Source organism: Stenotrophomonas sp. PS02298 (assembly GCF_029959445.1).
Taxonomy (GTDB): Bacteria; Pseudomonadota; Gammaproteobacteria; order Xanthomonadales; family Xanthomonadaceae; genus Stenotrophomonas.
In genome coordinates, this window is sequence record NZ_JASCOR010000140.1 from 1 (window position 1) to 11,470 (window position 11,470).

Annotated in this window: 11 protein-coding genes; 3 read left to right on the forward strand and 8 right to left on the reverse strand. The window is 64.3% G+C overall.

Features of this window, described 5'->3' with window-relative positions:
- Positions 1 to 78: 78 nt before the first annotated feature.
- Positions 79 to 942 (reverse strand): ion transporter, encoded by an 864-nt coding sequence (locus QMX78_RS16775; protein WP_282271657.1) that lies wholly within the window; start codon positions 940 to 942, stop codon positions 79 to 81.
- A gap of 70 nt (positions 943 to 1,012) precedes the next feature.
- On the opposite strand from QMX78_RS16775, the gene QMX78_RS16780 reads away from it, so the two are divergent.
- Positions 1,013 to 2,242: an acetylornithine transaminase gene (locus QMX78_RS16780; RefSeq protein WP_282271681.1), complete on the forward strand. Its 1,230-nt coding sequence runs from the start codon at positions 1,013 to 1,015 to the stop codon at positions 2,240 to 2,242.
- 131 nt (positions 2,243 to 2,373) lie between these two features.
- Here QMX78_RS16780 and QMX78_RS16785 read toward each other — a convergent pair whose 3' ends face one another.
- From QMX78_RS16785 to QMX78_RS16805, 5 genes are all read right to left on the reverse strand, one after another.
- Positions 2,374 to 4,113, reverse strand: coding sequence for a serine hydrolase domain-containing protein (locus QMX78_RS16785; RefSeq protein ID WP_282271659.1), 1,740 nt, complete (start codon positions 4,111 to 4,113; stop codon positions 2,374 to 2,376).
- A gap of 89 nt (positions 4,114 to 4,202) precedes the next feature.
- A complete protein-coding gene (locus tag QMX78_RS16790) occupies positions 4,203 to 5,492 on the reverse strand; it encodes a HAMP domain-containing sensor histidine kinase (RefSeq protein ID WP_282271661.1) in 1,290 nt (429 codons plus the stop codon).
- Positions 5,492 to 6,190: a response regulator transcription factor gene (locus tag QMX78_RS16795; RefSeq protein ID WP_282271664.1), complete on the reverse strand. Its 699-nt coding sequence runs from the start codon at positions 6,188 to 6,190 to the stop codon at positions 5,492 to 5,494. The genes QMX78_RS16790 and QMX78_RS16795 overlap by 1 nt, the downstream gene beginning before the upstream one ends.
- Positions 6,191 to 6,193: 3 nt before the next feature.
- Complete coding sequence (locus QMX78_RS16800; RefSeq protein WP_282271666.1) at positions 6,194 to 7,312, reverse strand: type 1 glutamine amidotransferase domain-containing protein; 1,119 nt, start codon at positions 7,310 to 7,312, stop codon at positions 6,194 to 6,196.
- 76 nt (positions 7,313 to 7,388) lie between these two features.
- Entirely contained in the window at positions 7,389 to 7,985 is a 597-nt protein-coding gene (locus tag QMX78_RS16805) for an HAD-IA family hydrolase (protein ID WP_282271668.1), read from the reverse strand.
- A gap of 137 nt (positions 7,986 to 8,122) precedes the next feature.
- On the opposite strand from QMX78_RS16805, the gene azu reads away from it, so the two are divergent.
- Positions 8,123 to 8,575 (forward strand): azurin, encoded by a 453-nt coding sequence (gene azu / locus QMX78_RS16810; protein WP_282271671.1) that lies wholly within the window; start codon positions 8,123 to 8,125, stop codon positions 8,573 to 8,575.
- 191 nt (positions 8,576 to 8,766) lie between these two features.
- On the opposite strand, the gene hemL is transcribed toward azu, so the two are convergent.
- Positions 8,767 to 10,059, reverse strand: coding sequence for a glutamate-1-semialdehyde 2,1-aminomutase (hemL, locus tag QMX78_RS16815; RefSeq protein WP_282271673.1), 1,293 nt, complete (start codon positions 10,057 to 10,059; stop codon positions 8,767 to 8,769).
- A gap of 197 nt (positions 10,060 to 10,256) precedes the next feature.
- Positions 10,257 to 10,883 carry a thiamine phosphate synthase gene (thiE, locus tag QMX78_RS16820; protein ID WP_282271678.1) on the reverse strand — a complete coding sequence of 209 codons (627 nt, stop codon included), beginning with the start codon at positions 10,881 to 10,883 and terminating at the stop codon, positions 10,257 to 10,259.
- Positions 10,884 to 10,952: 69 nt separating this feature from the next.
- Between thiE and QMX78_RS16825 the strand changes: the two genes are divergently transcribed.
- The gene (locus tag QMX78_RS16825) at positions 10,953 to 11,144 is read left to right on the forward strand and encodes a rubredoxin (RefSeq protein WP_282271680.1); all 192 of its coding nucleotides are present in this window, start codon (positions 10,953 to 10,955) and stop codon (positions 11,142 to 11,144) included.
- Positions 11,145 to 11,470: the final 326 nt, after the last annotated feature.

Sequence of the window (11,470 nt, forward strand, 5' to 3'; positions counted from 1 at the left end):
GAGCCATGCTCGGCAGAGGCATTCCCGATAAGACCCCTGCCGAGCATGGCTCGGCACTACCAACCCCGGCAAGATGGATCAATGCTCCAGATGCTCCGGCAACTCATGCCCGCAGCGATTGCAGTACTTCGCCTTGAACTCATGCCCTTCGTGCCCGCACACCGTGCAGCCACGGCTGTCCCGGCGGCTTTCGCGCAGCATGTTGCCAGCCAGCTCGGCGGTGTAGATGCCGGTCGGCACGGCCAGGATGCTGTAGCCGATCAGGATCAGTACCGAGGTGATGAAGCGGCCCAGCGTGGTGTGCGGGACGATGTCACCAAAACCTACCGTGGCCATGGTCACCACCGCCCAGTACATGCTGGCGGGGATGTTGCTGAAGCCGTACTGCGGGCCTTCGATCACATACATCAAGGCGCCGGCGATGATGGCGATGGTCACCACCATCGACAGGAACAGCAGGATCTTGCGGCGGCTGCGCCATAGCGCGGCCATCAGCACGCCGCTTTCCTCGATGTAGCGGGTCAGCTTGAGGATGCGGAACACCCGCAGCAGGCGCAGCACCCGCACCACCAGCAGGCTCTGTGCGCCGGGGATGAAGAAGGAGATATAGGAAGGCAGGATCGCCAGCAGGTCGATGATGCCCCAGATGCTGAACGCGTAGCGTAGCGGCCGCCGTACCACCAGCAGGCGCAGCAGGTACTCGGCGGTGAACAGCAGGGTGAAACCCCACTCGACCACATAGAACCAGCTGGCCCATGCAGTGTGGATGTGCTGCACGCTGTCGAACATCACCACCAATACGCTGGCGAGGATGGCCCAGACCAGCAGCAGGTCGAAGCGGCGCGAGGGCGGGGTGTCGGTGCGGTGGATGATGTCGAACCAACGGCGGCGCCAGCCGCTGTCGCTCGCCGGGTTCAGTTGGGGGGCTGAGAACAGTCGCATGCGCCCATTGTGCCGCAGGCCAGCGGAATGGAGGACAATGGAGCATTCACACCCACTGATCTGGAACGCCATGACCGCTGTCGTCGAGCCGCTGTTGTCCCTGTCCAATTACTACCTGCCGGTCTATCGCCCGCGCCAGCTGGTGCTGGAGCGAGGCCAGGGCGCGCGACTGTGGGATACGCAGGGCCGTGAATTCATCGACCTGGCCGCCGGCATCGCGGTGTGCAGCCTGGGCCACAACAATCCGGACCTGAAGGCCGCGCTGTTCGAGCAGGCCGACAAGCTCTGGCACACCAGCAACATGTTCTACAGCGAGCCGCCGCTGCACCTGGCGCAGGAACTGGTGGAAGCTTCGCGTTTCGCCAAGCGCGTGTTCCTGTGCAATTCCGGCGCTGAAGCCAATGAAGTGGCGATCAAGCTGGTACGCAAGTGGGCCAGCGCGCAGGGCCGTGGCCCGGAGAAGCGTTTCATCGTGACCTTCCGTGGCAGCTTCCATGGCCGCACCCTGGCAACGGTCACCGCTACCGCCCAGCCCAAGTACCAGGAAGGCTACGAGCCGCTGCCCGGTGGCTTCCGTTACGTGGACTTCAACGACGTCGCCCAGCTTGAAGAAGCGATGGCCGGTGGCGATGTTGCCGCGGTGATGTTCGAGCCGGTGCAGGGCGAGGGTGGGGTGATGCCGGCCAGTGCGGAGTTCATGCGCCGCGCCCGCGAGCTGTGCGACCAGCACGATGCGCTGATGGTGCTGGATGAAATCCAGGTCGGCATGGGCCGTACCGGTGAGCTCTTCGCGCATTGGAACTGGGGCGTGACCCCGGACATCGTCACCCTCGCCAAGGCGCTGGGTGGTGGCTTCCCGATCGGCGCGATGCTGGCCGGCCCCAAGGTCGCCGACATCATGGGCGTTGGCGCGCACGGCAGCACCTTCGGTGGCAACCCGCTGGCGGCAGCGGTTGCCCGCGTGGCGCTGCGCAAGCTGTCGTCAGATGAGATCAAGGCCAATGTCGTGCGCCAGTCGGCCGCACTGAAAGCCGGTCTGGAAGCCATCGGCGAAGAGTTCGGCGTGTTCGAGCAGGTGCGCGGCATGGGCCTGATGCTGGGCGCGGTGCTGAAGCCCGACTACGTGGCTGACATCGGCGTGCTGCTGGACCTGGCGGCCGAAAAGCAGGTGCTGATCCTGCAGGCCGGCACCAGCGTGCTGCGTTTCGTGCCGGCGCTGAACATCACCGACGAAGAAGTGGCAGAAGGCCTGAAGCGCGTGCGCGAGGCGATTGCGGCTTATATCGCCTCACGCGGCTGAAACAAGCGATAGCACTGGCGAGTACAGTGCTGCGGAAACCTGATGCCCTCGACGTGCACCGCCTGCAGCGGTGACTCGGGGGCATCGCTTATCTGCGGTATCGGCCAGCGCAGGGGTCAGGACGCTGGCATTTACAGCAGCCACAGCCGCAATGGCAGCAACTGCCATGCAGCCAGCAGTCCAAAGCCGGGCAGGGTCGCCAACAGGCATGCCGTCAGCAGTCGCGTTCCGCGCTCGGCGCGTCGCCATCCATGCAGCCCCGCTGCTGTTCCTGTCACCAGCGCCAACGGCAGCAGCAAGCTCACGCCGGCCAGCGACATGCTCGCTACAGTCCGGTCACCCAGTTCCAGCAGGGATTGCCGATGGAGCAAGGCTATTGGCAGCAGCAAGGCCGTACCGGCCAGGAATGGCAGGAGAACCGGATGCTGCCAACGCAGCTTTCCGCGTATCGCCAACACACCACCGGCCAGCATCATGATGACAACGCCGATCATGGTGATGGACAGCAGCAGCCCAGGCACGATGATGCGCCAGGCAGGAACCCGCACATGGCTGCGCAGCCCGTCGCTCAGGACAGGTTGACCATCTTCACCCATCAAAAGTACATGTGAGGGCAGGACCCGGCCGTCCGCCCGGAACAGCCGCTTGCCAAGCGGCTGCAGCAACTGCGCATCCTTGGATAGTGAACGTAGACGGAGCTGGTCGCCAGCCGTGTCCATGCGAACGAAATCTGTCAGCGCCTGCAGTGGTGCAATTGCAGGCATTGCCTGTGGTGAGCGGATGTAGAAGCCGTTCCACTGTGACAGCGAGGTGGTGGTGGGTGATGCGGACTGCACTGAAGCAATGGGCGGCAGTGCAAGTGCTTCGACAAGCCGCTGGTTGAGTCTTTCGTTCTTGGCGTCTTCGTTGTCGGTGTTGGTGGCAACGAAGAAAGCGCTGCGTTGCTGCGGAAATATGCACAGCATCGCCCAGTAGCCAACGGTGTTGCCAGGATGGCAGCCGCCGATCTGGCCGTGTCGATCGCGCCCGACCAGTACCAGTCCATGGCCGAGTGGCAGGCCCGCGCGTACAGCCTCGGTTCCAGCCGGTGCGGTCACTGCGTTCATCAGGTCCATTGCAATGAAGGGCTGCCCAGCGTTGCTGCCGTCGCCAAGCAGGAAGCTGGCGAACAGCGCCATGTCGTCGGCGGTGGTGGTCAGTTGCGCGCCAGGGCGTAGAAACGTGGGTACGGCAGGTGCGGGGCGCGCCTGTTCAAAGTGGCCCATCGCAAGATGCGGGTCTGCATGCGTGCCGGTCTGCGTGGTGTAGGTGAAGGTGCTGTCTCGCATCCCCAGCGCGCTCAGCACTTCCCGGTCCATCCAGGTTTCGTAGCGTTCACCGCTGATGGCCTCGATCACCTGCCCCAGCACGGTGTATCCAAGGTTGGAGTAGCTGAAGCGGCTGCCAGGCTGGCTGAGGACGCGTAGCGGCGCGCGCTCCGTTCCGGATGCGGTGGCCAGGGGCACGTCAGCCGTCGCACGAAGACTGAAGAACTGGCCCAGCTTTAGGTTCTCCAGGCCAGCTGTATGCGCAAGCAGGTGGCGCACACGTACCGGGTGCGTGGTTTCCCAGTGATTATCGAAGCGGATTGCAGGATCCACCGCTGTCACCGGTGTCTCCAATGAAAGGCGGCCTTGACTGACCAGGCGCAGCACGCCGATGGCAAGCACCGCTTTGGCAACCGAGCCTACGTGCACGCGAGTGGAGTCCTGCATGGGCATGCGATTGGCTGCATCGCGCACGCCTGCGGCATCGCTGACCGTACTGCCATCTGCCGCGACGGTGGCCCAGACCGCGCCTTGCAGTCCTTCCTCATCAAGGATCTGCTGCATGTCGGCATACAGTTGGCTTCTGTCATTGGATGCAGCAAAAGGTGTCGCCAAGAGGGATGCGCATAGCAGAAGAATCTGCACAAGGGTCTTCATGGCGTAGCTGGTGCTGGCAGGAGCGGGAACGCGACCGACGTCAGTCCGTCGTCGTGGCGTATGTCCAGCGCAATGCCGTGCTGCTCGCAAAGCCGGTGCACGATAGAAAGGCCCAGTCCGAAGCCAGTGCTGTTCGCTCCCTTGCTGAAGGCATCCAATGCCTGGTTGCTGATGCTATCGCCGGGGTTGGTGATGTGCAGCTGTTCGCCTTCAGCGGCAATGCGTATCGTGCCGGCGGTTGTGTGGGCGAAGGCGTTGCCAATCAGGTTGGCGAGCAATACCTGCAACACTGCCATTGGCTGTGTGCTGCTTGCGGCAAACGGGACATCGATGTCCAGCTCAATCTGCTTGTCGTCCAGCAGCGGCGATTGCTCGATAATGACGCGCTCGATAATCGGTAGTATTCGGTTCGGCCCGCCAGTGGCAGGTAGCGCCTGTTCGCGGGCCAAGGCCAGCAGCATGCTGACCGTTTGTTCCAGCTGCAGCGTGGACTGGCGAATGTGTGAAAGCCCCTGCTGTGCCGCAGGCGACAGCGACGGATCACGGGCAAGGCGCTCGGTGGTTCCGCGAATGACGGCTAACGGTGTGCGCAGCTCATGGCTGGCATCGCGGGTGAACTCGCGCTCGCGGATGACGAAGGCGCGGATGCGGATGATCAAGGCCTCCAGCCCACGTGCCAGCACGCCGACTTCGTCGTCGGCAAAGCGCTGCGCATGCACGGCAGGCAGGTGATCGGGCCCGGTGTTGTCGACGAGCTGCGCAAGCCGCGATAAAGGCGCGGTGGTGCGACCTGCCAGCCATGCGCCGAGCAGCAGGGCCAGCGCAATCACCGCAACGCCAGACCAGGCCAGCAACTGAAACAGACCCGCGCGCTGTGGCCGAACCACCAGCAACTGGCTCACTTCGGCCAGCAGCCAGGCCGGTTCGGCAGCGGCATCAGGCTGCAGGCGCTGCAGATGGTAGTGGCGGCCGGCGCTGCCCGGGAATTCACGCCGACGCGGTTCGCGTGCAAGGGTGCTTGCGATGCTGTCGGGCAGGTCTGTCGCAGACTCGATCACCTGCATCCATGATTCGCGTGGTGCCTTCCATGCGCCGGTCTGCGCATGATGCTGCAGCTGCTCGCTGGCTTCGCGCTCCAGCAGCCCGTTGAAGAACATGTCCTCAACCGCATAGGCGAACACGGCGACGTACAGCCCGAACAGTGTGGCGACCACCAGCGTGAAGCCGGCGAAGGCCAGCATCAGTCGGTTGCGCAGTCGTTTGCGTGGCGTCGAGGAAGGATTCATCAGAGCGCGTGCTCATCGGACTCAAGGCGGAAGCCGACGCCGTGCACAGTCTTCAGCATCGGTGTGAAAAAAGGCTTGTCCAGCATTTGCCGCAACAGATAGAGATGCGTGCGCAATGGGTCCGAGTCGGGTGGCGTATCGCCCCAGAGGCGTTGCACCAGCTCGCTGCGGGTCAGCGTGCGCGGCCATGCTTCGGCCAGCGCCAGCAGGATGTCGAAACTGGTCTGGTGCAGCTCGATGCGTTGTCCCTGGCGCTGCACCTCGTGGCTGCGGCGATCTATCCGCAGGCTGCCTATGCACAACACGTGCGGCTGGCCGGCGCGATGGCGTTGTGACAAGGCCAGGCAGCGGGCCACCAGTTCCTCGCCAGCGAAGGGCTTGACCAGGTAATCGTCGGCGCCACTGCGGAAGCCAAGCAGGCGGTCGTCCAGTGCGTCGCGTGCGGTCAGCATCAGGATCGGGACATGCCGGTCGGACTCGGCGCGCAGACGCTGGCAGACCTGCAGTCCATCAAGGCCGGGCAGGCCCAGATCGAGCACCAGCACGTCAGGTGGGTCGACCAATGCCATTTGCAGGCCGCTGCGGCCGTCTGCTGCGAAGCTGGCGTGGAATCCGTGTGCGGACAGCAACGCCTGCAGGTTGTCGCGTAGCAGGCGGTTGTCCTCGATCACCAGGATGCGCAGGGCGGGCAGGGGCATGGTTCAACCGTCGATCTGTCGCAGGAGGGCTTGAGCCTGTTCCAGCTGCGGATTGCCTGCCAGTGCCTGGAGTACCAGGGTGCGCGCCTGTGCCGGTCGCTTGAGCGTGAGGTGGGCCTGGGCAGCGGCGAGTTTCAGTTGTGCCTCCTGCATGTGTGGCAAGGCCAGTTCCATGACCTGCAAGGCCTGCTCCAGGGCGGCATCGTTGGCTGCGGCCTGTGCCTGGTAGTAGCCGAGGATGCCGATAAGCTCGACGTGATGGCGGGAGACATCGGCCGCCAGTGAGGCATGTGCGCCTTGCACGTCGCCGCTGAGCAGGCGTTCCACCAAGGCCATGCTGGCTTCATCGCGCCACGGTGTGCGGGCGACCGGTGTGCGACCTGTCGCCCGCACGATGGCTTCTGCCACGGCGGTGGTGGAGTACGGGTTCTGGCCGGTGATCAAGCGGCCATCGACCACCAGCTTCGGCATCATCAATGGCGCTTCCTGCCACCGCGCGCCACGCTGGCGCAGTGCATCCTCGAGCAGCCATGGGAATTGCGGCGCCCACTTCTTGCCGAATATCGCTTCCTCTTCATTGCTGAAGCCGGTGAGTTGGCGACCAGCGACAAGCAGGCTGCCATCAGCCAGTCGTACCTCGGCCAAGGCGGCAGGACCGTGGCAGACCGCGGCCACGATGCCGCCGTTGTCCCAGACCGTGGCCAGCAGCTGCTGCAAAGCCTGGTCACGTGGCAGGTCGAACATCGCGCCCTTGCCGCCGACCAGATACACGGCGGCGTAGTCGGAAGCGTTCACCGCGGCAGTAGCCTTGGTGTCGGCCAATTGCCGCATCGCCTGGGCATCGGCCAGCAAGGCAGCGTTGAAGGGCTCGTCCGGGTTGTACTTGTCGGCCTCCACTGCGCCGCCCTTGGGGCTGGCAACCTCCACCTGCAGGCCGTTGGCCTTGAATACCAGCCAGGCCTGCGACAGTTCGTCGAACTCGTAGCCGGGGCGTTGTTTCCCCGCATCCTTGCCTTCACCGCTGACCACGATCAGCACCTTGTCCGTTGCGGCACTTGCATGCTGCGGCAATGCAGGAGCCAGCAGCAGGAGGGACAGCAATAATCGAGAGGGCAGGTTCATCGGTGGCTCCAGTGACTTGGGAGGCCAGTGTCGCCAACGGATATCAAATGAATTTCAATCGGGGCGGGAAACCAGGTCAGCGCAGCAGGTGATGGCGCTTCAGCAGGCGTCGTAGCGACTGTGCATGAAACGCTGTATCGGCAGGCAACCCGGCTTCGCGCGCACCCTGCACATTGCGGAACAGGTGGTCGACGAACAGGCTTCGCTCAGGCGCACAGCCAAGCGCCGCACAGGCTGCCAGGTACGCTTTTGGATCAGGTTTGCGCGCGCCAAGCGCAGCGCTGCACAGCACGCGCCGACCCGGTAGCAATTGCTCGATAACCGGCCGCGTCAGCAGGCCATTGTTGGTCAGTACCGCAACCTGCACATCCGCATGCACGCGCTCCAGTACTGCTGTGCAATCGTTACGCAGCTTGGTCGCAGCGAGTCGCGCGGCATGCCAGTGTGGCGCAACCAATGTGCTGCCAAGGCGTTGATTCAGTGCCTGCAGCAACTGCTCACCATCCAGCTCACCACGGGCATGGGCGAACTCTAGCCCGTCCGTGCGCAAAGCCGCGTCCACATGCTCGGGTGTGCAGTCGGCAGCATCGGCAAGCCGGCGCAGGTGGATACGGTGATCGTAATCGGCCAGCAGACCGTCGAAATCCAGCAGTAGGGCGTGCGGTCGTTGCATTGATGGCAGGGCAAGGGCGGGGTTGCAGTATCGCTGGCATGGCCTCGGTGTGCAGCCTGCGACATCGCGTCACAGGTGAAATCAGACACATTTGCCTAGAATCAGGACACTTTGGTTGTCATAGCGTGGAGTTCACCGTGAAGCGTTCCAGCCTGCTGTTGTTGGCCCTTGCCGGCCTGTTGCCTGCCGCGCCCGCGCTGGCCCGTACCTGTGCGGTCACCATCGAAAGCAATGACCGTATGCAGTTCTCCGTGCCGCAGATCCGGGTTGCCGCCGATTGCACGCAGGTGGACCTGACCCTGAAGCACACCGGCAGGATGCCGGCCACGGCGATGGGGCATAACTGGGTGCTGACGCGCACGCCGGATTTCCAGCAGGTGGCTACCGCGGGCATGCGTTCGACGCTGGCTGACAGTTATCTGCCGAAGAATGATGCGCGGGTGATCGCGTTCACGCCGGTGATCGGTGGCGGGCAGACCACGCAGGTGCGCTTTGCGACCAGCAAGTTGACGCGTGGTGGTGACTACACCTTCTTCTGTTCGTTCCCGGGGCATTGGGGAATGATGAAGGGCAAGCTGGTTTTTGGTTGAGCTGATGCCTGGCTTGAGTTCTAGAAGCCTCGAAGCAGGAGCTGCCCTCACCCCAACCCCCGCTCCGCGCCCCGGCCCTTGCGCTGGCGCAAGGACGTTCGAGGGGCAGCGAACCGATGGTTCGCAATCTGTCCCCCTCACCCCGTGAACGGGAGAGGGGCTCGGTTTCGATCATTGTCGCTGTAGGCTGATCAGCCCGCCGCAACCACCTTGAACGCCTCACGTGCCGCAACCAGTGTAGCTTCGATCACCGTGTCGTCATGCGCGCTGGACAGGAATCCAGCCTCGTAGGCCGACGGGGCCAGGAACACGCCGCGTTCCAGCATGGCGTGGAAGAACACGTTGAAGGCCTTGATGTCACAGGTGGTGGCCTGTGCGTAGGTCTCGACCTTTTCGCTGCTGAAGAACAGGCCGAACATGCCGCCGACGCGATTGGTGGTCACGGCCACGCCGGCATCGCGCGCTGCCGCTTCCAGGCCATCACAGAGCGTGTTGGTTGCCGCCGTCAGGCGCTCGTGGAAGCCCGGCGCCTGCACCAGCTGCAGCATCGCCAAGCCGGCGGCCATCGCCACCGGGTTGCCGCTCAGCGTGCCGGCCTGGTAGATCGGGCCGGCCGGTGCGATCTGCGACATCAGCTCGCGGCGGCCGCCATAGGCGCCTACGGGCATGCCGCCGCCGATGATCTTGCCGAAGGTGCTCAGGTCCGGGGTGATGCCGTAATGCGCCTGCGCGCCGCCGAGGGCAACGCGGAAGCCGGTCATTACTTCGTCGAAGATCAGCAGCGCACCATGCTGCGTGCACAGCGCGCGCAGGTGCTGCAGGTAGCCCTCGCGCGGCGGGATGCAGTTGGCGTTGCCCACCACCGGCTCGATGATCAGGCCAGCGATGTCGGCGCCCTGCTGTTCGAACAGCGCGGTAGCCGCTTCGAAATCGTTGTAGGGCAGGGTGAGGGTGAGTTCGCTCAACCCGGCCGGCACGCCCGGCGAGGTCGGCACGCCCAGGGTCAGCATGCCGCTGCCGGCCTTGACCAGGAAGGAGTCGCCGTGGCCGTGGTAGCAGCCCTCGAACTTGACGATCTTGTTGCGGCCGGTGGCGCCGCGCGCCAGGCGGATCGCCGACAGCGTCGCCTCGGTGCCGGAGTTGACCATGCGCACCATTTCGCAGGACGGCACCAGCTGGGTGATGGTCTCTGCCATGGTCACTTCGGCCGCGCACGGCGCGCCGAACGACAATCCATTGCCGATGGCCCGCTGCACGGCGTCGCGCACTTCCGGGTGGTTGTGGCCGACGATCATCGGGCCCCAGGAGCCGACGTAATCGATGTAGGCGTTGCCATCCACGTCATGCAGGTAGGCGCCATCGGCGCGTTGCACGAAGAAGGGTTCGCCGCCGACAGACTTGAACGCACGCACCGGTGAGTTGACGCCACCCGGCAGCAAGGTCTGCGCGCGGGTGAACAGGGCGTGGGATTGGGCGTGGTTCATGCGTGAGTCCTTTGAGGTATCAACAACAACGAAGAGCTGAGCTTTGCATTAGCCCCTCTCCCGCTTGCGGGAGAGGGGTTGGGGTGAGGGGAAGCTTCCAGCAAGCGAACGTCAAAAGCCCCCTCATCCGCCCCTTTCGGGGCACCTTCTCCCGCAGGCGGGAGAAGGGATGGCAGAGATTAGTGAGGTCCGTAAGGTCATGCGGCCCGGAAACAGCTCCGATAAGCCTCAAGCGCCGCTACCGGATCGGCCTCGCTGAACACGCCACTGATCACCGCGATCAGATCCGCACCAGCCTCCACCACAGGCCGGCTATTGTCCGGGGTCAAACCACCAATCGCCACCCGCGGCACCCCAAGTGCGGCGCTTTGTCGCAGCAGCTCCGGGTTGGCCCGGCGCGGGGTGACCTTGCTGCGGCTGGGGAAGAAGGCGCCGAAGGCCACGTAGCTGGCACCAGCAGCAACCGCGCGCTGGGCACGCTCGAGCTCGTCATAGCAGGACGCGCCAATGATGGCCTGCAGGCCGAGCAGTGCCCGGGCGGCAGCGATGTCACCGTCGTCTTCACCCAGATGCACGCCGGCAGCGCCGACCTGCAGGGCTAGGCCGACGTCATCATTGATGATCAGCGGAACCCCGGCTTCGGCGCACAGTGCCTGCAGGGCAGTGGCCTGGGCCAGACGGGTGGGGGCATCGACCGCCTTGTTGCGGTATTGCAGCCAGGTGGTGCCGGCCAGCAAGGGGCGGACCCGTTCGAGCAGGCGCGCGTTGTCGGTGTCGTCGGGGGTGATCAGGTAGACGCCACGGGCGTCGGCAAGCTGTGTCATGTATGGCTACCGGTACGGCGTGGGGAATGTGACAATCAACGCCGCTTCTCTGTCCGGTGATTATCCCCGATGTCCGACGCTACGGCCTCCAACCTGCGCAACTGGATGTGTGTCGTCTGTGGCTTCATCTACAGCGAGGCCGACGGCTTGCCGGAAGAAGGCATCGCCCCGGGCACGCGCTGGGAAGACGTGCCCGACACCTGGACCTGCCCGGACTGCGGCGTGACCAAGGATGACTTCGAGATGGTCGAGCTGGATTGAGCCGCAGCGCGTGGCTTGTGCTGTTTGTGGGAGCGGCGTCAGCCGCGAAGCCATTACAGCATCCGAAACCGGTTGTAGGAGCGGCGTCAGCCGCGAAGCCACTGCGGCATCCGAAGTCGGCTAAGCACATTCACCTACCGAAGGATCGTCTTGGCTCGGTGCGCAAAGCCGCTACTGCAGAGATGTTGCGTTGATCCCTGGCTTCGGATGCCGCAGTGGCTTCGCGGCTGACGCCGCTCCTACAAAAGGCAGAGCAAAGCAAGGCTCAATGCAGCCTCGGCTTTTCGCCACCCAGTTCCACCAGACGCTCGCGGATGCCGATGGCA